Below are 22,965 nucleotides of genomic sequence, written 5' to 3' on the forward strand. Positions count from 1 at the left end.
TTTTCAGCCACCACAGCAATTCGGCTTGATCCTTGCGCCGATGGCGCCTGGAGCTGGACATTACGTAACCTTTGTTCGAAGAGAAAATTCGGTAAAATTTTATACTTCTTACTCAATGAAAAAGAGCGGTATATCCCGCTCTTTTCTATTGTGGATTTTACCACCAGGCTGCTCCGACGATGATTAACAAAATGAACAATACTACGATCAATGCAAATCCTGCACCGTATCCAGCGCCTCCGCTCACTTCTATGCACCTCCTAAATCTTGTTCACCATTTATCCTATTCAATCAATTATTTTATGCTAAAGGTATACGCCCATTTTTTAAGGCTTTTTTACCAAACAAACGCAGCCCCAACAATGATCAACAAGATAAACAAAACTACGATAAGCGCAAAGCCTCCGCCATAGCCAAATCCTCCCATATTGATGACCTCCTTTTCGGTTTCGCTATAGCATATGAAGCGGGCGGGCATGTTGGCTGAATCAAACGCCCAATTTCTGAGATTTTCGGGAAATTGTTTTTTTCTTCACCTAACTGTGATATAGTATGACTTGTGGAATTTCAACCCACATAGATATAAAAAACAGGGAGTTGGCTTACATGAAAAAATGGGTATTATCCCTTTCCTTAGCTGCAGGGATTGTCGGTCTTGCAGGGTGCGGCGGCCAAGGCGGCGATACTGTTGCCAAAACAAAAGCCGGAAACGTCACAAAAGATGAATTATACGAAGCAATGAAAGATAAATACGGGGAGCAGGCCCTTCAACAAATTGTTTTTGAAAAAGTACTTTCCAAAGAATACAAAGTGTCCGATAAAGAAGTGGACAAAAAAATGGACGAGCTTAAAGAACAGCTCGGCCCTCAATTCCAAATGGCCCTTATGCAAAGCGGATTCAAGGACGAAGACGATTTTCGCCAGTCCCTGAAAGTCAACCTTCTTCAGGAAAAAGCTGCATCAAAAGACATTAAAGTCTCTGAGGAAGAAGTAAAAGAGTACTATGAGAATAAACAAAAGGACATTACTGTCCGCCACATTTTGGTTGATGATGAAAAAACAGCTAAAGAGGTAAAAGATAAGCTTGATAAAGGCGAGGACTTTGCCAAGCTTGCAAAAAAATATTCTGTTGATACAGCTGCAAACGAACAAGGCGGAGACCTGGGCACCATCTCCATCGATGATCCCCAAATGGACGAAACGTTCAAAGAAGCTGCTTTCAAATTGAAAAAGGATGAAATCAGCAAACCTGTGGAAACCCAGTTCGGCTGGCATATTATCCAGGTGACAGACATCAAGGAAAAGAAAGACAAGAAGCCATTTGACAAAGTAAAAGACGAGTACAAAAACGAATTGAAAGTGGCCAAGCTTGATCCTGAAATGATGCAGGAAGCTTTAAAGAAAGAGCTCGAAAAAGCGGATATCAAAGTGAAAGACAAAGAGCTGAAAGATACTTTCGACCAGATTTTAAATGAGCCGAAGGAAGACGGAGACGCTCCTGTTGATGAAGGAAAAGATAAAAAAGAAGAAAAATAATAACCGGGCTGCTGCCCGGTTTCTTTTTAATGATATACAATTGGGCTGCAGGGGCAAACACCCTGATCGAAACCCTAACTTCCGGCTTGCCTTATCTGCTTTCTCCGCTCCTTTTCTTCCTCCATCCTTTCAATGTAGACTTCTCCCTCTTTTTCAATCCATTCCCTTTCAAACTCACGCTCTTCACGGGCGGTTTTGACAGCCATGAACGCACTGACGAATATTCCTGCAATGACGAAATACAACCAAATCGGCAAGGCCATTTTCTTATCCCCTTTCATTGGCTAGTCCATATATTTTAAATATATGAGAAAATGCCAAAAAAATGCCTCTGAAGACAGAGGCATCAAGAATGGAATGTCGGCTTATAAAATGAGCGGTTATCAAGCGGAAATATCTTTTCCGAAAACTCACCCGGTTTGACGTGTTTCAATGCACGATCCAGCATATTCATTTTTGCGTCCATATTGTCGATCAGGAACAGGATTTCAGCCTCTTTGATCATTGGCTGTTTCGGGCTCCCCCACTCAAGTTTGCCATGATGGCTTAAAACAAGATGCTGGAGGACAACCACTTCCTCCCCATGGATTCCCAGCTCCTCGGCAGCTTTTCCGATTTCATTGACAATGATGGTTATATGTCCAAGCAAGTTCCCTTCAATGGTATAAGAGGCTGCTACAGCACCGGACAATTCAATGACTTTGCCAAGATCATGAAGAATGATACCCGCAAACAGCAGATCACGGTCAAGGGAAGGGTACAGTTCGGCCACAGATTTCGCTAAATCCAACATCGAAACGACGTGGTAACCGAGACCCGATACAAACTCATGGTGATTTTTCGTTGCAGCCGGGTATTCAAGAAACGGCTCATGGTATTTGCGAAGCAAATGCCTTGTGATCCGTTGGATATTCGGGTTCTTCATTTCAAATATATATTGTGTTACCTTACTTGAAATCTCATCTTTTGATATGGGGGCTTTTTCCAGCAAATCTCCGACATTAATATTGTCCTGCGGATTGGAACGCCTGATTTTTTTTATTTTCAACTGCATTCTTCCCCGATAATTGTGGACTTCTCCGGCAACACGGACAATCGTCCCCTGCTGGTACGCTTTCACTTCGCTGTCAGAAGCATCCCAAAGCTTCGCTTCAATATCTCCTGACCGGTCTTGCAGAATAAGTGTCAGAAAGGGTTTTCCGTTACTTGCCACTCCCCTGAAGGCACTTTTTACAAGGAGAAATAGATCCACCTGCTCCCCTACTTCGTGTTCCATCAATTCTTTTAACATCCAAACGCCTGCCTCCCTTTGTTCTCCTCAAACAATTATAACATACTCCCTATCCGCCAATCCCTTTATTCAGCCAAAGCGGCCTGGGGCAGCCTCTGCCGAATCTGGATTATCCGGTCTTCAGAAAACTGTCCGGCAATATGACGGTGGCATGTAAAAAGCAACACTTGCGTGTCAGAGCTGATCGTTTGTATCAGCTCAAGGATCCGCTTTGTCCTCATTTCGTCAAAGTTGACGAATCCGTCATCGATAATGACGGGAAATGGGTACTCTTTCTTCAACACATGAACAAGCCCAAGGCGAATGGCGATATAGAGCTGCTCGCCGGTCCCTTTGCTTAATTCTTCAGGAGCAAATAAAATCCGGTCTTTCCTTTCAACTGCCAGGCTTCCATCCGCCTTGACATGAAGCTGCTTGTATTCATGGCCCGTCAAGAACGAAAAATACTCGGCTGCCTTTTGGATCACCTGCGGAAAACGGCCTTCTTTGTATGTTTGCATGACCTTTTCGAGCAGGCTTGAAGCAACTGCCAGCTCAGCCCATTTCCGGGCTTCTTCATTGAAAGTTGACCGCATCTGCCGGAAGAGATGCAGCTGTTCGGTATAGGTGCCGCCTTCTTCGAGAAAAGAAATTTTCTGTTTCAGGGATGCCAATCTATCCCTGTCTTCTTCCAGATGACGAGACTCTTTTTCAATCACTTCATTCAAGTGATTGATTTCATTTTGTATTTCTTCCCGGGTTTGGAATCGGCTGGTTACATCCCCTAATTGCCCCTCCAGCAGATCCAAGCGTGCCAGCAGGGTGTTCTTTTCCTCTGAAAGCTTGGCAATTTTACGGAAATCGTCTTCATTGTCAACATGTGCACTTTCAAAAAGCTTTTTCATGTTCGACCTGATGGCGGATTCCTCGTTTTCGAGCTGAAGGACATTTGCATTCAGTTCGGACAATTTCTTCTTAAGCTCTTTTAGGACGATCTTCTTTTCGCGTTCCTTCTTCAGCATCTCCTGCAAAAAGAATATCGCCTGTGAAGGCTCATGAATGGACGCGCCTATGTTGCCCAGAAATTGAAAGAGGTTATCGGCCCATGCCTCCTGTTCTTTTTGGAGAAGCTCTCTTTTTTCCATAGCATCATTCAATCCGCTTTCTATCCCTTGAAGATTTTTAAGGACGGAAAATGCATCCTCAATCTTTAGATGGAAAAAATCTTTGGCCAACCCGAGCTCCGCCTTAATCTCGTTCAGCTTACTTTCCTTAGTTTGAACAACTTCACTTAATCTTTTAAAAGAATTCTCCGATTCTTCCAGCCTCTGCTTCTGTTCCTCAAGCCGTGCAAAGTCCTCTTTCCATTTTTCGCGGAGACGCTGCTGCTCTTCATACCGGTATGCAATATGTATATCACCATCAGCCGTTTTCAGTTGTTGATCCAAATCTTGCAGCCGCCGGCGTTTGTCTTCGAGGGTTTCATTTATAAAATCAATGGCGTTCCCGTCAGCTTTTCTGACGAGGAAATAACCGGCAAAAATCATTGCTGATACAGCGGCCAAAGTCAACGGCCATTGTTTAGATATGAAACTCCAAATGAATACCCCCAGAAAGATAAAAAGAAATGCAGATGAGAAAATAAAGGCTTGCCGCTTCTTTTTTTGCAGTCTGTCTTTCTCATGCTTTTTCCTTTTGTCAAGCTCCTCGATTTCTCTTTCAAGCTGGCTTTTTTCCCTTTCGATGCTTGCTGCTGACTCATGCCCTAAACGTGTTTTCCATTCTTTAAATGTACTTTCACTCACAAATTGCTCTTCTATTTCTTTGCATCTGTTTTCAAGTTCAATTACCGCTTTTCTATCATCTTCAAGCCGGTCTGCCAGATCATTTAGCCGGCTTTCATATCTGATATATTGCTGAAGGGTTTCTTTCATTCTGGCTTTCATGTCCATTCCCAAATTCAAATTTTTTATATTCCCGGCTTTTTCGGCCGGATAATGCAATTCAGCCAGAAAGGAATCATACTGTTTTCGCGCTTCGGCAATGGAATGCTCCAAACCGGACAATTCCCGCAAACTTTGCTGCTGTTTGGCCCATTCATTCACAAACATTTCCGCTTTATCCAGATCAACTTCCTGCCTAAGGGCATTTTCCTCCATTTCGCTTTCAATGGATTTCATTCTTTGCCGCAAAGTCTGCAGTGTACTGGATAATTCAAGCAGCCGGTCATTATATTTTTCCAGCCTTTTTATTCCGTCCGCGGGAAATTCAACAGGCTCCAGTTCAAATAGACGTTTCTTGATTTGGCCTTTTTCCATTATGAGCGGCCATTTTTTCAGCAGCTCATTCACATCATCAAACTCCGCTTTCTTTTCTTTTAGAAGCTCTTTTGCTGCTTCCACCCTGCTTTCGAGCTCGCGCATTTCAGTCAAAAGTGATTCGTATAAGGCATTTTCATGCTTTGCCTTTTTGAGGTGCTGCTCCTGTAAGCGGAGTTTCTTTAACAGATCATTAAGCAGCGGCTTGCGTCCCCCAGGCTTAAAAAGCTCTTGGAGTTCCCTCTGTAATTGCTGTTCTGACTTCAGAATGCCGTCAGTTCCGATGGAACCCGCAGCAATCAAATATTTTCCGATTTCTTCCTCCTTAAGGCGCTGGATCTCCTGAAGATCTTGAAGATCGAAGGAGAATATGCTCCGGAACATTTTTTTATCCGTTCCGTTCAGCAGCTTGGGGAGAAAATCAGAAGCTTCTGCAGGCCCATCTTCGAGCAGGACAGTGACATTGCCTGCCGCTTTTCCTTTCACCCGCTCAATAAGCACTTCGCCAAATTTTTCCGTTTCAAAAATGAGTTTGCCGCCGTATGATGAATGGGTTTTTGGTTCATATCTCAATTCGGATTGCTTTAATGTGGGGAATCCAAAAAGGATGCTGTGGATAAAAGACATGATGGTAGATTTACCTGCTTCGTTTTCTCCATAAAACAATTGCAAATCTGATAGGTTGTCCACTTTGAAATCATGGAGCCTGCCATAGCCGTATATATGCAGTTGTTTCAATTTCAAGGGGTCCCCCTCCTTTTTAGTCTATTTCAGACAGTCGTCTTATCACCAGTTTTTTTGCAGAATGAAGCAGCTGCTCTCTTTGCCGCTCGTCCAAGCCATCAAGGTATCTGCTTGCATACGTGTGCGAAAACAGGCCGGAGACAGCTTGATCGAATTCATCTGTACGTCCCAGCTCATTGGCCGCTTCTTCAAGCACGGCCAAAAAAGTGTCATCAGAAATGAGTTTTTGTTCATCCAGCGGGTCCTCTCCAACCTCCACACGATAAGGCCAAACAAAGTCAGCGTCAAGAAAAGCCTCATCCTGAAGCATTTCAATGAACTCCCCATTTTCTATTGTTTTCAACACCTTTTGGGAAAGATGCTGCGGGCTTGCTATGATCACTTGACAAAGGACACTTTGCCCCATGTTCCCCAGAGATTCCATTGCTGCCGTGCATGATGTATAGAGTTCTGTCATTCCCGTTGTTTCTTTCAAATCGATACAGAGTGTTTCCCACCTTACATCCGCTGTTTCAATGAATTCAAGCTCCGTTTGTCCCTCTTTTGTCATCGTGACGAGATAACATCCTTTTTCTCCTTCTTCCTTCCTGTGCCGCCCCTGCGTATTGCCCGGATAAACAATATAGGGATCCGGGTGCAATATTTTTCGTTTATGGATATGGCCAAGCGCCCAATAATCCATGCCTTTACGAAGTAGCTCACGGGTGGTAAACGGCGCATATGGCTGATGGGCACCTGATTGTCCCTCTTCGCTTCCGTGAAGCATGGCAATGTGCAAATCTGCGCCAGGGACTTTTTCATATTCATCTATTTTTCTTGTCAATACATGCCGCTTAGGATAACTGAATCCGTATACGTGAACCGTAACCCCGTTTTTAGCCGTGAAAAGGAATGGTTCGGGCTTTTCGCTAAAAACATGCACATTTTCCGGCATATCAAGCCTGACCCAGTCGCCGCCCATGTGATCGTGATTGCCATATGTAATAAAAGCAAAAATATTGTTTTCCGCAAGCCGTTGCAGCTGCTTTCTCAAACGTGCCTGTGCCTTGATGCTGCGGTCCTCCCCATCAAACAAGTCACCTGCGAGCAACACAAAATCGACATCTTTTTCAATGGCCGTATCCACAACCCGTTCAAACGCGGAAAATGTGCTTTCCTGCAAGCGGCTGAACAGCTTCTCGGGCAATTGGCTCAAGCCGAGAAAAGGACTGTCCAAATGCAGGTCTGCCGTATGGATAAAACGGATCTCCTCCAAAACCATCACCTCAAGCGAATATACGTTCCTATCATTATACCTGAATATAGTAATAACTGCCATATCTCTTTTCATCTCACTTTTCACCTTATCAGAAATATGTAACAATAGATGAAAAGAAAAGGAGGTTCAACAATGGGAATTTATAAACTTACCGCTTTTGAACCAACAGGTGAAAAATTGCTGGACGAGGGTTTTGAAGCTGCGGATGACAGGGAAGCCAAAGAAAAAGGAACAGCGATCCTATCCGAGAAAGGACTGCTCAACAGAACACATCGCTGTTCGTCCCCAGCAGGAAAACTGGTGCTGTTTCATCGGTAAATGAAAAGAGAAAGGAAGAAGACTGCCCCGATAAAAAAGGCAGTCTTCGAAACGTTTTATTCAGATTTATTTTTTTCCGCGATCAGAAAGTGTTTATTAAGCCCCTCACCGGTTAAATCCTCCCTTTTCAAATTATTCAGGAAGCCGGGACGATATTGTTTCCTGAAATGTTCTTTGACCATATACGCCACACCATTATCATTATTTGTCCTCGTGATCCAATCGGCGGCATCATGTACTTCCTTGGGCGCATTTCCCATTGCCACACCAAGTCCGGACCATTGCAGGAGCGGAAGGTCATCCAAACCGGAACCTATTGAAACCACTTCATGCTTTTTAATGCCATATTGGCTGCACACAAATTTTACACCGTCCAGCTTGGAGACCCCTGCCGGAACAATGGCCATTTTCAAAGGTTCAATTGGAATACAGACAGCTTCATTGTACATTTCTTTAATCGCCATCATAGCATCGGCCATTTCTTTTTCATCAAAAAATTCAACTTCGAAGTTGGACGGCGAAATCGGCTGATCCAGCAGCTTTTCACTGATGGAGTCAACATACCGTTCCTGGTACACAAAACGGTTGGCCGATTGGAAAACGACCCTTGCCATCATATTGGTTGGAAGTTTGGTTTTATTGCCGATTAAAAATTTTTCATTGACAAGCCGGATCTTGCATGGAAAAGATTCAAGAAACGCTGTAATTTCACTTGCTACCTGCTCATGCACTTTGTGGACGTAAATAGGTTTGTTTATATCTTTCGCGATAAAAGCTCCGTGATGGGCAATAATATAGTCCTTCAGCTTCAAAGACTTTGCCGTTCGTTTGGCTGCAGGAAAATTCCTTGTTGTTGCCAAAATTATGTGGATCCCTTTTTGGAGAGCGAACTCAATCGCTTCCCGGGTTTGCTTATGAATACGGCCGTTGTCTTGAAGCAATGTTCCATCAATATTCGAAACAAGCATTTTATAGGTCATGATGCTCCCCCTTTGCGCTGGTCTCTGCCTCTTCTTATTTATACGAGACACGCCTGCAAGATAGAACACAGAAAAGGTGGTTGCGCCGGCTTTTGGACTAATTATTGGGTAGTGTCATTAGTTCGGGAGGCATTGGCACCCTCTATGCCTGCCGTGTTTTCGATTTGGACGCTCCTTCGGGAGGCATACGCCCGTTTATATGGGAATAACAAAAGAAATTCCATCAAAAAAAGCCCCTCAAAGAGGAGCCATCTTAAGACATAGAGCTGTATAACTCATCCAGCGGCTTCATGATAATTTTATTTAGTTCGGTAATGGTCATGCTCATTTGCTGCTCGGCTTCCATGAGCCTTGTCACTTTCTCATTTTGCTGCACCCTGTTGGCTATTTCCTGGGCATGCATGACCTCCTCTTCGGAAATATCGCGGCCTTCCAGCTGCTTTTGCTGGAGCTGCATCTGGATATCGCGGAACTCGCCAAACATTCTGTTTGCTTCATTGTCATCGGTAACAGATCTATACATCTCTTTCAAATGCTTGAATTCGTTACTGTTTCGCATCGCTTTTTCAAGGTCGTACGCAAAATCATACAGGTTTGTGTTCATTTTCATCCCTCCTCACCCAAGTGTAACATATTATGAAGTGATCATTACAATGATTCCTTGAATCACTCCGATCAAGCCCCCAAGCAGGGCACCCAGATAGGTGATCATTACGAGCTCTTTTTTGGCAACGGCTATGACCAGTTCTTCCAGGCGTTCAAGGGAAAATGACTCAATCTCCTTCCTGACAATATCCTCCACCTGGAATCGTTCAAGGATTTCACCCGATTGTCTGGTCAAATAGTCGCCTGCGGCTGCAAGCAGGCGGGGAACAACCGTATCCAACAGTTTGGGTCTAAAGGGTTCAATCAGATCTTTAATCGGTTTTCGCAAATACCCTTCCAATGGAAAAAGATCGGAAGCCCCTTCTTTTAAAAATCGCAAAACCTTTTCCTCATTGACACCGGAATAAAACTCTCCAAGCTTTCTTTGTTCCAGCTTTCTTGCTTCCTCCTCCAATATGGATATAAGGAGATCTCTTGTCCCTTGATTATGGAAGAATCTCATTATTTCCGGCTGCACCTTATCCGCCAGCTGATCTTCTCCTATAAACATCTGGACCAAATTCCAAAGCTTTCCCCTGTTTTTTAAAAAATTCTCGATCATGACTCTAATTTTTTCTTTTCCTTCTTCGCTGGAAAAGTAATCTGTACCTTTTTGAATGATGTGGTCAGCCAGTTCCGGAATTTTACTGTGTATCGTTTCTGTAAGCTGGCCGGGAAAAATGTTCCGAACCGGCTCATCCAGATATTTTTTCTTAAGTGAGTCATATTTTTTTTCAATCGTTCGATCAATGGCTGAATCCATTTTCTCCAAAGGGTTATTTATTCCAAATTGGTTCAATATTTCTTCCGGGGTCATCCCTTTTTCCAGCCAGCTGTTCAATTTGGCGTTGATCCATTCCTCTGTCTCACGCTTGAATGCCTCATCCGTCAGTTTTTTATAAATGCTTTCAGGGGTTACCAGATAGCCTACAACGAGTTTTCCAATTTGGGCAGCCAATTCACCCTGCCGCTTCGGAATCAGGCCTGGCGTAAACGGTAACCGCCATTTTCCGATATAAAGCGTTCGATACGGGCGAAACAGCATCCGGATCGCCAAAAAGTTGGTGAACCCCCCTATTACGGCTCCGATAATGACCATGAATGGTATGACTGTATACCAGCTTGACATGTATTTCCTCTCCTTATAACCGTTTAAGAACATGGACATCTTCTCGTTCATACGATATGGGGAATGCGCCCAGTTCCGTTGTTTGGCCTTTTTTGCCAATTGTACGGTCTGAACTGATTATAAATAATAATGGTGCACAAGGGCAAATATGGACACCTTTAAAGGAGGGCCTTTATATGAGGGTTCGGTATAAATGCGAGATTTTCGACAGCAACGAGATAAGACTGTATTATCCGCGGGAATTTAAGCCTAAAGGAGAACATCGATTCACCTCATTTGGTTCCAATGCTGCGGAAGCTGAATGCAGCCGGCATCCAAATGGAAGAAATGTCATTTCCATCAGTTCAAGTTTAGCTAAAATTTTGGGAATCCCTGAATTCGTTTCATCACTCTGCCTCTTCGATGATGATGAAACGTTCTATCTCGGTCCACTTGTAGGCATTTTTACATCGGGTTTTACTCCATTTCAATTATTGCCGGTTGGTGAAAGGACAAAAAACTTCGCCAAGCAAATGTCACTGCAGGCATCCGTCGGGGCGGTTCCTTTCTTATTCGGCGAAAAACATATTGATTGGGAAAAAGGTGTCATTAATGGATTTTTCTATCACGAACATAGCTGGAAAAGAAGGATTGTTCCCTTTCCAAATGTCGTATATGATCGGCTGCCAAACCGCTTAAGTGAAAGCCGGCCATCATTTAAAAAAGTGAAAGAAAAAATGGAAAATGACTATTTAATCCCTTGGTACAATCCAGGTTTTTTCAACAAGCTGGAGCTTCATGAGCGATTATACAATGATTCGCGTGCCGAACATTATTTGCCTGAAACACATCCATTCAGGTCTTTTTCAGATATTGAACGGATGGTTGCCACTTACGGGCACGTATATTTGAAACAGGCGGACGGCAGTAACGGCGAGAGGATTCGGCAAGTGCTTTATGATCCGGAAAAAGGTGATTACTATTGCCGATTTTTTGATGAAAAAAGCCGACTGTATAAATATGATTCCATTGAAAGCCTGATCAATCACATGTACAAAGGCAAGGAATCAGAGAAATTGATTGTCCAGCAGGGTATCCGCCTGCGCCGAATCGACAAAAAGCCGATGGACTTTCGTGTCCATGTCAACAAAGATGAAAACGGGCATTGGAAAGTCAGTGCGATTGCCGCTAAAATAGCCGGGGAAGGAAGCCCGACAACACATACCAGGTTTGGCGGCGTAGTGCGTTCCCTTGAAGAAGTTTTTCCGGAAGAAGAGGAGAGGGAAACTTTTCGGAATAAGCTCCATAAAGCCGCATTGGATCTCGCTGCTGCCATTGAAGACAACATCGGAGGAATTGTTGGGGAAATCGGCTTTGATCTTGGAATTGACCGTAACGGAAAGATTTGGATGTTCGAGGCCAACTCAAAACCAGGCAGGCAAATATTTTCCCATCCCGGCCTCAAAGAATCCGATACATTGACCAGCAAGCTGGCCCTTGCATTCGCAGTTCATTTGACGGAAAAAACAATCCATTCTCCTCAACTGCTTTGGGAGGGATAATCATAGCTTCTCATCTGATTGATTGGTAAAATAGTTCTAAAAACCGAGGTGACCCGCATGCTGCAGCACTTCCAATACAAGCCGCTTTATAAAGATGAACGAATTCCCGGGTGGGCATTTTCCTTTTATTTCTCCGGAAAAAGAATAGAAGGCAGCTATCAACAAGATGGAACAATTGTATGGACATCCGGAAAGCCGGACAGGGAACATGAGAATGCCCTGAAAAAGCAGGTGCACGATTTAATGCTGTTTCATGTATACGATCAGCAGCGTTAATCTTTTACCAACTTTTTATATGCATGGCCAAACGTATCAGCAGCCGAAACTATCCGTAAGGAGGCTGAAAGCGTTGAAGAAGAAAAAGCTGAAAGATCAATTTTTGCCTGATTCAGACCACGAAGGCCGGGACAGATATTTCATGGATGTAGACCGGATGGAAAATGAAGGCATGTCCGGAGGCTATGTTTTTATGAGAGAAGACTCAACAAACATAGAGCAATCCACTGATTTTTTTCCAGAGGATCCGCCGCAGGATCGTATGGAATAACCAAGGGACTCGACAACGGGTCCCTTTCTTTCGTTATGATCCATAAAAAATTTTCAGCTCCTGTTGCGTTCCACACGCTTCACAAATGAACATGTGCACACATTCAGGCTTTTGTGTGCTCTTTGGATCCCCGTCAACCAATTTATTCAAGTCAATTTCCATATAGGGGGAATAATCATCATAAAAATCATATATTTTCCCTTGATCCTTCAGTGCTCCCATACATATGGAACAGGCCCGATTCTCGGCTGGCATCCCGTTGCATAACCGGCAGTAATTCATAAGCAGTCCTCCTCTTATCACATATCTTTTGTGAAATCGGGGAATACATGTATGGCACCCGGCTTTTCATTCAGGTAAAAAGTTCCTCTTCTCTTTCTGTATATTTTCACCTTGAAAAATCATAATAAATGGTACAAACAATGGGTTAAGCCAAAAGAAGGCCACATGCATGTGTGTCGGTGCAAATCCGGCTAACCCAGCCAAATTTATAACAACAGCAAGGAGATGACAACATGGCTAACAACAACTCAAACCAAATTTTAGTTGCTGGTGCCGAGCAGGCAATCGACCAAATGAAGGTTGAAATTGCCCAGGAGTTTGGAGTAAATCTTGGTGCAGACACTACCTCCCGCGCCAATGGTTCTGTCGGTGGAGAAATTACCAAGCGCCTGGTAGCAATGGCACAACAACAGCTTGGCGGATTCTCCCAACAATAACTAAATAAAACATGGCAAAAGGCCCCCGTTGATTCGGGGGCCTTTCATATGGGGCCGGACCTCTTATTGTCCAGTTCCGGCGCCTCCACTTTTTCTTTATAAATTTACCATCTTTTTCGGATCGATCCATTCGTCGTATTGCTCTTCTGTGAGATATCCTGTTTTGATTGCCGCTTCTTTCAATGTTGTTCCCTCTTTGAAAGCAAGCTTGGCAATCTCGGCCGCTTTTTCATACCCGATATGAGGATTCAACGCTGTAACAAGCATAAGGGACCGATTCACATTTTCCTCGATTACTTCAACGTTCGGCTCAAGGCCTTTCAAGCATTTTTCATTGAATGAGATCATTGAATCTGCAAGCAGATGGACTGACTGCAGGAAGTTGTAAATAATTACTGGTTTATACACGTTAAGCTCAAAGTTTCCCTGGCTTGCAGCAAAGCCGATGGCTGCATCGTTTCCGAATACTTGGACGCCAACCATTGTGAGCGCCTCACTTTGCGTCGGATTCACTTTTCCAGGCATGATGGAGCTTCCCGGTTCATTGGCGGGAATCGAAATTTCTCCAATTCCGCTGCGTGGGCCGCTTGCAAGCCAACGAACATCGTTGGCTATTTTTGTCAAATCGGCGGCAAGTCCCTTCAATGCTCCGTGAACGAAAACAATTTCGTCATGGCTTGTGAGTGCATGGAACTTATTATCCGATGATTTGAAAGAATACCCGGTTTGCCTGCTCAGCTGTTCCGCCACTTTGTCGCCAAAATCCGGTTCAGCATTGATGCCGGTACCCACAGCCGTTCCGCCAATAGCCAGATTAAGGAGATGCTCGGCACTTTCTTTGATCATTCTTTCACTTTTTTCAACCATTGCCCTCCAGCCGCTGATTTCCTGTCCAAGCGTAAGCGGAGTGGCATCCTGCAAATGCGTGCGGCCAATTTTAATGATATCCATATACGCTTTTTCTTTTTCAAGAAGCGTTTGTTTCAACTGGTCCAAGGCAGGAATCAAATCATGGTAAATGGCATGGTATGCAGCAATATGCATTGCTGTCGGGAATGTATCGTTGGAGCTTTGCGACATATTGATATCATCATTCGGATGAATCTTCTCTTCAGAACCCACATTTAATAATTCATTTGCTCTGCGGGCAATCACTTCATTCACGTTCATGTTGGACTGAGTGCCGCTTCCTGTCTGCCAGACAACAAGCGGAAAGTGGTCGTCAAACTTGCCCTCAAGCACTTCATCGCATGCTTTGACGATCGCTTCCTTTTTGGCATCTGATAACTTTCCGAATACATTATTTGTAAGTGCAGCAGCTTTTTTTAACTGGGCAAAAGCCTTGATGACTTCCAAAGGCATTTTTTCATTTCCAATTTTAAAATTCTGCTTGCTCCGTTGAGTTTGTGCGCCCCAGTATTTATCTGCAGGCACCTTAATTTCACCAATTGTATCCCGTTCGATGCGGAATTCCATTCTTTACATGCCTCCTCTAAGTTTTAACCATAGGTATTCTCTCACATATCGGCAAAAATTTCATCTACCCTGCCGGAAATGATGAAAAAACCTGCTTAATCGTTTTGGAACCGCCTATACGTTTCCTTTAATTTTTCTTCAAACTTATTCAAATTTCCTTTTCCTTTTTCCAATTTTTCTTTCCATTTTTTTGCTTCATCCATCATTTTGTCATCAAAATTTTTCAGTTGTTCTTTGAGGGAATTCTCTTCTTTTTTACGCTCTTCCTCAAGCCGTTTATTGATGGATGGCGTCTCAAATTTATCTTTTTCGACATGCGGAAGTGTCTGTTCCATCATTGAGCGGAAAATTGGGACGACTGTATCACTGCTGGCGCCTTTTAAATAATGGTCTCTGTCGGTCCTGTCATAGCCAAGCCAAACGGCTCCCACAAGGTTTGGCGTGTAGCCGACAAACCATTGATCCTTCGTTCCATCCGGTATTTCCGGATAAGGAAGCTGTGTTGACCCGGTTTTTCCGGCAATATCGTAGCCATCGAGTTTTGCGTTTCTCCCTGTTCCGGTCTCTACCACATTAAGGAGAATGGCCGTCATCTTTTCTGCCGTTTTACGGCTTGTAACCCGGGTGGTTTTCGGTTTGAATTCACCTTCCACATTCCCGGTGGGACCGACAATTTTTGTGATGATATGGCTTTTTTCCCTTTTCCCGTCATTCGCAAAAACTGAATAGGCTTCGGCCATTTGCCGGGGTGAATACCCCGTGGTTGTTCCGCCCAAAGCCAGGCTTAGGTTTTCATCTTCCTTTTGGATGGAGAGTCCGAATTTCTTGGCGGCTGCGATACCTTTATCCAGGCCAATTTCATTCAAAAGCCAGACAGCCGGAACATTCAATGATTGCTCAACAGCAGTATATAACGGCACTTCACCTGCATATTGCCCGCTGAAATTCTTCGGTGTATAACCTGAAAATGTCATTCCTTCTTCGTCTTTTAAAGTGGATTGGGCCGTATAGCCTTCTTCAAGTGCCGGGGTGTAAACGACAAGGGGCTTTATGACGGAGCCCGGCTGTGCCTTCAGCTGTGTCGCCCTGTTATACGCGCGGAAAGTATGCTCTCCCCTTCCGCCGACAAGCCCCCGGATGCCTCCCGTTTTTGGATCAAGCATGATCGCCCCGCTCTGGGCAAGTGTTCCGTCTGAACTTACAGGAAAAAGATAGTTGTTTTGATATACTTTTTCCAAACCCGCCTGAACATTTTGATCCATCTCAGTGTAAATTTTATAACCGCGGGTCAATATTTCTTCCTGTGTCAGGCCGTACTGGTTAATAGCCTCATTTAATACGGCATCCACATAATAAGGATACTTTCCTTTCAGCGGATCCGCGCCTTTGTCTTCCAGTACAATTTTCTCATTGACAGCTTCCTGATATTCTGACTCACTTATCATTTCATATTTCAGCATTTGGCTTAATACGAGATTCCGCCGTTCAACTGACGCATCATAATTTTTATATGGATCGAGGGCTGATGGCCGGTTCACTATTCCCGCCAGCATCGCGGCTTCACTGAGTGTAATTTGGCTTACATCCTTGCCAAAAAATTTTTTGGATGCATTTTGGACTCCCCAGCCGCCGCTTCCAAAAAAAGCTTGGTTCAGATACATTTCCAATATTTCATCTTTCGTAAACTTCTTTTCGATTTCGATTGCCAGAAAAACTTCCTCCAGCTTCCGTTTATATGTCCGCTCTGGAGAAAGAAGGGCATTTTTGGTCAACTGCTGCGTCAGCGTACTTCCTCCGGCCGTGATTCTTCCAGCAAACAGATTTTTAAAAAACGCCCGGGAAATACCGTAAAGGTCGAATCCCCTATGTTTATAAAATCGGTGGTCCTCAACGGCCACTATGGCATTCTTCATATTTTCAGGGACTTCCGCTATTGGGACGCCTTCCATCCGGTTGGCAGATATTTTACTGGCTTCATCACCATCTTTGTCGTAGATAACGGTTGCCTGTGCCAATCCCTGTTTCAAAGATTCGACATTGGCAGCACTAGCCAAATAGGCAAAATATGACAGGCCGATCAAAATAACCAACGAAGCGATCAGCAATAAAATTTGATTCAGATGGGCTTTTTTCCAAAACCTCCATAAACTGTCTTTTATTTTATAAAACAGGTCCATACCTTTTCCTCGCTTTCAATTGCGCCGGCTCCATACACATTTGGAAACCAATTATAATATAATGTTTTTTTCATCAAAAAGCTACAAGAAAAGTGAAGGGCGACGTTTAGCGACGTACAGACTGGACGACTCCTGACGAGATAAAGGAAACACGGCGAAGCCGCAGGCGAGCCGATGTTGACTTATCGTAGGAAGGAGGAGGAAGTCTGCTAGTCGCTGGAGCCCGGAACTGGACAACAAGAAAAGTGGAAGGCGACGTTTAGCGGCGTACAGACTGGACGACTCCTGACAGATAAAGGAAACACAAAAAAAAAACAACCGGTTTATTCCGATTGTTTGGGCGCATCGTATAAGGATTAGTGATCCAGTTCTTTTTCTTTCACCCTGGACAGCTCATTTTCCAATGTTTTCATATACATATACACAATTTGCCTTGTTTTATCATCTGCTCCAATGATTTCCAAATGATTCATACATTTGCTGATTACAGGATTTTTCGATTTGTTTTTTTCCTCTTCATTTTTCATACTACCCACCCCTGTCTGCAAGGCTTGGCCTGCCATAATTTATAATGATGGAAAAATCGTCATTTTACACCAAATACAATGGGTAGTTATTTGCTGAATTATATTTATTATATATAGACTTTTCAAATAAGTATATAGGTACTTTTTATCAACTTTTCAGAAATAACAAGGCCGGAAGCCTTGAAATACACCGCTTTTTATATAATATCAATAACGTTATTTATCAGCTTTATTTTCATTTTATATAAAAAATGACTTAAAAAGATTAGGAGAATTTGTTCGATTTGGGCATATCCTACAAATTGCTGCATAGATATCTATAAAGCTCTTAAATAAATTGCATAAAATTAATGTTTAAAAGAGTCTTTTTACCCTTCAACTGATATAATGGAGAGGAGGTGAGTACGGGGATGAACCAGCTTACGGACGAACTTATATCTTTTCTTCAACAAAAAAGATCAAGCTTCCTCGAAAAATGGAAAGAAAGAGCGATGCTGCCTCCCGATTTGACCCAGCTCAACAGAGAGAAGCTGGACAACAAGGGAAAGTTCATATATGAGGTTGCTTTGAAAGCACTTTCTTTGCCTAAGGTTGACTTGCAAACCTATTTACAGGCAAGTGCCCATAAAGTAGCGCAAACGAAAATAAGAGAAAACTCGGAAATTGAACTCTTAGTTTATAACCTGAACATGGCAAAAAATATACTTTGCGAAGAAGTGTGTAATTTTCCATCAGAACCGCAAATTTTAAAGAAATTTTTCATGCATTTATCCTATATTTTTGATCATTTTTCATATTACTCTGTCATGCATTATAGAAGGCTGAAACAACAATTGAATGAACAGGATAACCGGTATATTCATTCAAGCCATGAAGACCGCCTTACTCTTCTAGGCCAAATGACGTCCAGCTTCGTCCATGAATTCAGAAATCCTTTGACAACCGTTCAAGGGTTTGTTCAGCTCCTGCGTGCGGAGTATCCCGATCTCCCATACATGGATATCATTTCTTCAGAATTGGAGCAACTTAAATTTCGGATCACTCAATTTCTAATGCTTTCCAAAAAACAGGAAGTGAATCAGGAAGAAGTCATTTTTTCCTTAAATGAACTTGTTGAACAAGTTGCTTCTTTCGTGTATCCCAGGCTGCTTGAATTGAAGGTATCCCTTCACCAGGAAATGGAAAATAACCTGTATGTAAAAGGAATCCAGGAAGAAGTGCGCCAGGTGATCATTAATATCATTTTTAATGCAATTGAAGTCATGGTGTCCACTGATGCAGAAGCCGTCATACATATAAAAGGATACCGGAAAGGAGACTCGATTTATCTCGAAGCTTCCAATACCGGGCCAAAGATTCCTGATTCATTGATCAAAGATATTTTTGAACCTTTTGTAACGACCAAAAAAACCGGTACAGGCCTGGGACTTTACGTTTCCAGACAAATCATAGAAAAACACCACGGGCAGTTATTATGCAGTTCCAATGAGAAATGGACCACTTTCACCATTATCCTGCCTTCTCCACATGAAAAGGATAGGTAAAGTTGCAGGCTTTTTTTGTGAGTAACGTCTAATATCCAAATTAAAGTTACATAATCCAATTGGAAAAAGAGCGGTATATCCCGCTCTTTTCTATTGTGGATTTTACCACCAAGCTGCACCAACAATGATTAACAGAATGAACAATACGACGATCAACGCAAAGCCACCGCCATAGCCAAAACCTCCGCCGTAGCCGTAGCCGCCGTAGCCACAACCGAAGCCACATCCGCCCCACATAAGCGTTCACCTCCTGATCGGGGATAAGTAAAAATCCCTACACAATAAACTATTCAAATTGGGAGTTTATGTTTGGGCTTGCGACATATACAGCCAATCATTTTTGGTTTTTTACACATTCCGCTATGTTATGATATACAGTAGAAGCAGCAAGAAGGGAGTCAAGCAATTGAAATCATTAGTACTGGCAGAAAAGCCCAGTGTTGCAAGGGATCTGGCCCGGGTTCTCGGCTGCACGGAAAAAAAGAAATATTCCATCGAGGGTCCGCAATATGTCGTTACATGGGCTTTGGGACATTTGATCGAACTGAAGATGCCGGAAGACTATGATCAAAAATATAAGACGTGGAAATTGGAAGATTTGCCGATTATTCCTGAAAAAATGGACTTAAAAGTGATCCGGCAAACCTTTCCGCAATATAAAGGAATTGAACAGCTTGCCAAAAGAAAAGACATTAAAGACCTGATCATCGCGACTGATGCGGGACGTGAAGGTGAACTCGTCGCCCGTTGGATCATAAAAAAGGTCCGCTGGAAAAAGCCGGTGAAACGCCTTTGGATCTCGTCCTACACTGACCGCGCAATCAAGGAAGGATTCCGGCAATTAAAGCCGGCGAAGCAATACGATGCTTTATATGATTCAGCCGTTTGCAGAGCTGAAGCCGACTGGCTCATCGGTTTGAATGTAACAAGGGCTTTGACTACGAAATTCGACGATCCCCTTTCAGCGGGACGTGTGCAGACCCCGACACTCGGAATGATTATAAAGCAGGAAAAAGAAATACAATCATTCGTTCCGAAAGAATATTGGACAGTTCATATACAAGCCGGCGGCCTTGAAGCCGAGTGGGAACACCAAGGGGAAAAAAGAGTTTTTTCAAAAGATAAGGCAAATGCCATTATTGCAAAAGTGAAAAATCAGAAAGCGGTTGTGAAGGCGGTCGACCGCAAGGATAAATCGGAGCAGCAGCCCCTCCCTTATGATTTGACTGAATTGCAAAGGGACGCAAACCGCCGGTTCTGTTTTTCAGCCAAAAAAACTTCAAACGTTTTGCAAGGTTTATACGAAAATCATAAGATCGTTACGTATCCCAGGACGGACTCAAGGTATTTGACCACTGACCTGGCAGCTACGATGGCCGACCGGCTTGAAGCCCTTCGCTCCGCCTACAAAGATGATGTGCAGCCTGTATTGAAGCAGAAGGTGAAGGTGCTGGCCTCCCGTGTCTTCAACAACCAAAAAGTTACAGATCACCATGCCATTATTCCAACGGAACAGCCGGTAAGATTAAGCGACCTTTCGCAGGATGAAAAAAAACTCTTTGATTTGATCGCCAAACGCTTCCTGGCACTTTTTTACCCGGCTTATAAATATGAAACACTTCGTGTGACGATTGAGTCTGGCGGTGAAACGTTCCTGGCAAAGGAAACGACAGTCATTGATGAAGGATTTAAGGTGCTGACAAGGCAGCAGGATGGAGAAAAGCACCTGAAGTCCCTCCAGCATTTAAAGCAGGGGCAAACATTTACAATCGACAACAGCCGGCTTCAGGAACATCTGACGGAAGCCCCGCCAAGATTTACGGAATCCGACCTCTTGGCGAGGATGGAGAAATACGGACTTGGAACACCTGCTACAAGAGCTGATATTATCGAGAAGCTTCTAAGCTCACAGGTGATTGACCGCTCAAACAACCGCCTGTTCCCCACGCCAAAAGGCAAGCAGCTTATTGAACTTGTGAACGATGAGCTGAAGTCTCCGGAATTGACAGCCAAGTGGGAAGCCGAACTGGAGGCAATCGCCCGCCAAAAAGGGGATCCGGAGAAGTTTTTACAAAATATCCGAAAGCAGACAAAACGCCTTGTAACTGAAGTCAAGCAAAGCGATAAATCGTATAAAGCCCATAATATTACGGGTACCAAATGTCCTGAATGCAGTTCTCTCATGAAGGAAATCAAAGGAAAGGACGGGCGCATGCTTGTTTGTTCCAACAGAGAGTGCAATTTCCGAAAAAGGAAAGACCCGAAGCTTTCCAACCGCCGCTGTCCGCAATGCCACAAGAAAATGGAAATCCATAAGGGAAAAGCGGGTATGTATTTCCAATGCCGCAAGTGCAATCTGGTGGAAAAAGCTGAAAACCGGAAAAAGACAGTCACAAAGCGGGAAGAGCGCCAGCTTCTGAAAAAATATTCCAATGATGAAGGTTTTGGAAACAGCATGGCGGATGCATTAAAGGCGGCACTGAAAGATAAAAAGTAAAGGCAACGGCTGTCCGATCGGGCAGCCGTTTTACATTAGGAATTCATTGATTTATATAAGTTTGCCATCTCAATGGCATCAACTGCCGAATCCCAGCCTTTATTCCCTGCTTTTGTTCCGGCCCTTTCGACAGCCTGCTCAATCGTATCTGTTGTCAGAACACCGAATATGACAGGAATTCCCGATTGAAGCGCAACATTCGCCGCACCCTTCGCCGCTTCGCTGCAAACATAATCAAAATGCGGGGTTGCACCGCGTATAACAGTCCCTAAAGTGATAATTGCATCATACTCATTCATTTCTGCCATTTTCTTGGCAGTCAACGGTATTTCAAATGCACCGGGCACCCATACAACCGAAACATCATCCTCGGAAACACCGTGGCGTCTCAATGCATCCAGCGCTCCGGACAGAAGTTTTCCTGTAATGAATTCGTTGAATCTGCCTGCGACAATACCGATTTTCAATCCTGTACCAACTAAATTCCCTTCATAAACTGTTTTCATCTCTTATCTCTCCTCAGCTATTTAAAATGTAAGCAAATGTCCGAGCTTTTCTGCTTTTGTTTTCAAGTATTTTTCGTTTTCACTTTTAAAAGGCAGCTGGATCGGCAGCCTCTCGGTTACCTCGAACCCGAAATCCGAAAGACTGGAAACTTTCCTTGGATTGTTAGTGAGCAGTTTGAGTTTCTTGACTCCTATGTCTTTCAGCATTTGTGCGCCAATGCTAAAGTCGCGAAGATCCGCCGGAAATCCGAGTCTTTCATTGGCCTCCACTGTATCAAGCCCTTCTTCCTGCAGCTTGTATGCTTTTAATTTATTAATGAGCCCGATCCCTCTTCCCTCCTGGCGCAGGTATAGGAGAACCCCGGCACCTTCTTCTTCAATCCGCCTCAATGCAGATTGAAGCTGCGGGCCGCAATCACAGCGGCAAGATCCGAATACATCCCCCGTCAGGCATTCAGAGTGCATCCGTACTATGACAGGTGTATCCGGCTCAATATCCCCTTTTACAATGGCCAAATGTTCTTTATAATCAAGCACGTTTGAGTAGGCAATGATCTTGAAATCACCGTATTCAGTCGGCAATAGGGCTTCCGCTTCCCTTTTGACGAGCGTTTCCTTGGCGTTCCTGTATAAAATCAAGTCTTTGATTGTAATCATTGACAGCCCAAATTCATCAGCCATTTTTCTTAAGTCGGGAGTACGTGCCATCGTTCCGTCATCTTTCATGATTTCACAGATGACGCCGGCCGGCTTTGCCCCGCAAAGTTGAGCCAGATCAACAGCCGCTTCCGTGTGGCCGGGCCTTTTTAATATCCCTCCCTCTTTTGCTATGAGGGGGAAGATATGGCCCGGCCTTTTAAAGTCCCCGGGCTTAGCACCATCTTCCAGCATTTTTAAAATCGTTTCCGAACGTTCAAATGCACTGATGCCTGTGTGGGAATCAATATGATCAACACTGACGGTAAACGCTGTTCCAAAAGGGTCGGTGTTGTGGTCGGCCATCTTCGGCAAATCCAATTCCTTTGCTCTCTCTTCCGTTATGGGCATGCAAATGAGGCCTCGTCCTTCCTTCGCCATGAAATTGATCACTTCAGGATCTGCCTTTTCAGCCAGCGCAACAAAATCGCCTTCATTTTCCCTGTCCTCATCGTCCGTTACAATGATCACTTTCCCGTTTTTCAATTCTTCGAGGGCTTTTTCAATTGAATCAAACATACTGTCACTCCTTCCTTT

The 22,965-nt window shown here is 43.8% G+C and carries 24 protein-coding genes; 8 read left to right on the top strand and 16 right to left on the bottom strand.

The features are described from left to right. Positions 1–157: 157 nt before the first annotated feature. Both FS666_RS14575 and FS666_RS14580 read right to left on the bottom strand, forming a co-directional pair. A complete protein-coding gene (locus FS666_RS14575; protein ID WP_144462587.1) occupies positions 158–247 on the bottom strand; it encodes a YjcZ family sporulation protein in 90 nt (29 codons plus the stop codon). A 90-nt stretch (positions 248–337) separates the two neighbouring features. After that, a complete protein-coding gene (locus FS666_RS14580) occupies positions 338–427 on the bottom strand; it encodes a YjcZ family sporulation protein (protein ID WP_018705487.1) in 90 nt (29 codons plus the stop codon). Positions 428–606: 179 nt separating this feature from the next. On the opposite strand from FS666_RS14580, the gene FS666_RS14585 reads away from it, so the two are divergent. Further along, on the top strand, positions 607–1,536 hold the full coding sequence (locus FS666_RS14585; protein ID WP_120069239.1) for a peptidylprolyl isomerase: 930 nt from the start codon (positions 607–609) through the stop codon (positions 1,534–1,536). A 74-nt stretch (positions 1,537–1,610) separates the two neighbouring features. Here FS666_RS14585 and FS666_RS14590 read toward each other — a convergent pair whose 3' ends face one another. From FS666_RS14590 to FS666_RS14605, 4 genes are all read right to left on the bottom strand, one after another. After that, entirely contained in the window at positions 1,611–1,799 is a 189-nt protein-coding gene (locus FS666_RS14590; RefSeq protein ID WP_144462589.1) for a sporulation YhaL family protein, read from the bottom strand. An 83-nt stretch (positions 1,800–1,882) separates the two neighbouring features. Then, entirely contained in the window at positions 1,883–2,827 is a 945-nt protein-coding gene (gene yhaM / locus FS666_RS14595) for a 3'-5' exoribonuclease YhaM (protein WP_120069246.1), read from the bottom strand. Positions 2,828–2,892: 65 nt separating this feature from the next. Beyond that, positions 2,893–5,868 carry an AAA family ATPase gene (locus FS666_RS14600; protein WP_144462591.1) on the bottom strand — a complete coding sequence of 992 codons (2,976 nt, stop codon included), beginning with the start codon at positions 5,866–5,868 and terminating at the stop codon, positions 2,893–2,895. 16 nt (positions 5,869–5,884) lie between these two features. After that, positions 5,885–7,198: a metallophosphoesterase family protein gene (locus tag FS666_RS14605; protein ID WP_244943922.1), complete on the bottom strand. Its 1,314-nt coding sequence runs from the start codon at positions 7,196–7,198 to the stop codon at positions 5,885–5,887. A gap of 60 nt (positions 7,199–7,258) precedes the next feature. Here FS666_RS14605 and FS666_RS14610 point away from each other — a divergent pair, with 60 nt between their 5' ends. Beyond that, the gene (locus FS666_RS14610) at positions 7,259–7,444 is read left to right on the top strand and encodes a YhzD family protein (protein WP_120069252.1); all 186 of its coding nucleotides are present in this window, start codon (positions 7,259–7,261) and stop codon (positions 7,442–7,444) included. A 56-nt stretch (positions 7,445–7,500) separates the two neighbouring features. On the opposite strand, the gene FS666_RS14615 is transcribed toward FS666_RS14610, so the two are convergent. From FS666_RS14615 to FS666_RS14625, 3 genes are all read right to left on the bottom strand, one after another. Continuing rightward, complete coding sequence (locus tag FS666_RS14615; RefSeq protein WP_120069254.1) at positions 7,501–8,424, bottom strand: Cof-type HAD-IIB family hydrolase; 924 nt, start codon at positions 8,422–8,424, stop codon at positions 7,501–7,503. Between the two features lie 253 nt (positions 8,425–8,677). Next, positions 8,678–9,028, bottom strand: a complete 351-nt coding sequence (locus FS666_RS14620) for a YlbF/YmcA family competence regulator (RefSeq protein WP_120069259.1) — start codon at positions 9,026–9,028, stop codon at positions 8,678–8,680. 30 nt (positions 9,029–9,058) lie between these two features. Next, the gene (locus tag FS666_RS14625) at positions 9,059–10,198 is read right to left on the bottom strand and encodes a DUF445 domain-containing protein (RefSeq protein ID WP_164876263.1); all 1,140 of its coding nucleotides are present in this window, start codon (positions 10,196–10,198) and stop codon (positions 9,059–9,061) included. A 176-nt stretch (positions 10,199–10,374) separates the two neighbouring features. Here FS666_RS14625 and FS666_RS14630 point away from each other — a divergent pair, with 176 nt between their 5' ends. The 3 genes from FS666_RS14630 to FS666_RS14640 all read left to right on the top strand — a co-directional run bounded on the left by FS666_RS14630 (position 10,375) and on the right by FS666_RS14640 (position 12,286). Continuing rightward, on the top strand, positions 10,375–11,739 hold the full coding sequence (locus tag FS666_RS14630; RefSeq protein WP_120069265.1) for a YheC/YheD family endospore coat-associated protein: 1,365 nt from the start codon (positions 10,375–10,377) through the stop codon (positions 11,737–11,739). Between the two features lie 57 nt (positions 11,740–11,796). Beyond that, the gene (locus FS666_RS14635; RefSeq protein WP_120069268.1) at positions 11,797–12,015 is read left to right on the top strand and encodes a YheE family protein; all 219 of its coding nucleotides are present in this window, start codon (positions 11,797–11,799) and stop codon (positions 12,013–12,015) included. A 73-nt stretch (positions 12,016–12,088) separates the two neighbouring features. Beyond that, complete coding sequence (locus FS666_RS14640) at positions 12,089–12,286, top strand: hypothetical protein (protein WP_120069271.1); 198 nt, start codon at positions 12,089–12,091, stop codon at positions 12,284–12,286. Positions 12,287–12,319: 33 nt separating this feature from the next. On the opposite strand, the gene FS666_RS14645 is transcribed toward FS666_RS14640, so the two are convergent. Continuing rightward, on the bottom strand, positions 12,320–12,568 hold the full coding sequence (locus tag FS666_RS14645) for a hypothetical protein (protein WP_144462593.1): 249 nt from the start codon (positions 12,566–12,568) through the stop codon (positions 12,320–12,322). A gap of 233 nt (positions 12,569–12,801) precedes the next feature. Between FS666_RS14645 and FS666_RS14650 the strand changes: the two genes are divergently transcribed. Continuing rightward, on the top strand, positions 12,802–13,005 hold the full coding sequence (locus FS666_RS14650) for an alpha/beta-type small acid-soluble spore protein (protein ID WP_120069278.1): 204 nt from the start codon (positions 12,802–12,804) through the stop codon (positions 13,003–13,005). Between the two features lie 96 nt (positions 13,006–13,101). Here FS666_RS14650 and fumC read toward each other — a convergent pair whose 3' ends face one another. The 3 genes from fumC to FS666_RS19870 form a co-directional block, all read right to left on the bottom strand. Beyond that, positions 13,102–14,481, bottom strand: coding sequence for a class II fumarate hydratase (fumC, locus tag FS666_RS14655; protein ID WP_120069281.1), 1,380 nt, complete (start codon positions 14,479–14,481; stop codon positions 13,102–13,104). A gap of 95 nt (positions 14,482–14,576) precedes the next feature. Further along, entirely contained in the window at positions 14,577–16,658 is a 2,082-nt protein-coding gene (locus FS666_RS14660) for a transglycosylase domain-containing protein (protein WP_144462595.1), read from the bottom strand. Positions 16,659–17,014: 356 nt separating this feature from the next. Next, positions 17,015–17,185: a hypothetical protein gene (locus FS666_RS19870; protein ID WP_164876264.1), complete on the bottom strand. Its 171-nt coding sequence runs from the start codon at positions 17,183–17,185 to the stop codon at positions 17,015–17,017. 410 nt (positions 17,186–17,595) lie between these two features. On the opposite strand from FS666_RS19870, the gene FS666_RS14665 reads away from it, so the two are divergent. Beyond that, the gene (locus FS666_RS14665; RefSeq protein ID WP_144462597.1) at positions 17,596–18,729 is read left to right on the top strand and encodes a histidine kinase N-terminal domain-containing protein; all 1,134 of its coding nucleotides are present in this window, start codon (positions 17,596–17,598) and stop codon (positions 18,727–18,729) included. Positions 18,730–18,831: 102 nt separating this feature from the next. Here the strand turns inward: FS666_RS14665 and FS666_RS14670 are convergent, their stop codons facing one another. After that, a complete protein-coding gene (locus tag FS666_RS14670) occupies positions 18,832–18,966 on the bottom strand; it encodes a YjcZ family sporulation protein (protein WP_120069289.1) in 135 nt (44 codons plus the stop codon). Positions 18,967–19,135: 169 nt separating this feature from the next. On the opposite strand from FS666_RS14670, the gene FS666_RS14675 reads away from it, so the two are divergent. Next, a complete protein-coding gene (locus tag FS666_RS14675) occupies positions 19,136–21,226 on the top strand; it encodes a DNA topoisomerase III (protein ID WP_144462599.1) in 2,091 nt (696 codons plus the stop codon). 35 nt (positions 21,227–21,261) lie between these two features. Here the strand turns inward: FS666_RS14675 and ribH are convergent, their stop codons facing one another. Both ribH and FS666_RS14685 read right to left on the bottom strand, forming a co-directional pair. Continuing rightward, entirely contained in the window at positions 21,262–21,732 is a 471-nt protein-coding gene (gene ribH / locus FS666_RS14680) for a 6,7-dimethyl-8-ribityllumazine synthase (RefSeq protein WP_120069295.1), read from the bottom strand. Positions 21,733–21,753: 21 nt separating this feature from the next. Then, positions 21,754–22,947: a bifunctional 3,4-dihydroxy-2-butanone-4-phosphate synthase/GTP cyclohydrolase II gene (locus FS666_RS14685; protein ID WP_144462601.1), complete on the bottom strand. Its 1,194-nt coding sequence runs from the start codon at positions 22,945–22,947 to the stop codon at positions 21,754–21,756. Positions 22,948–22,965: the final 18 nt, after the last annotated feature.

It is taken from the genome of Siminovitchia fortis (assembly GCF_007681465.1).
Classification (GTDB): domain Bacteria; phylum Bacillota; class Bacilli; order Bacillales; family Bacillaceae_C; genus Siminovitchia; species Siminovitchia fortis.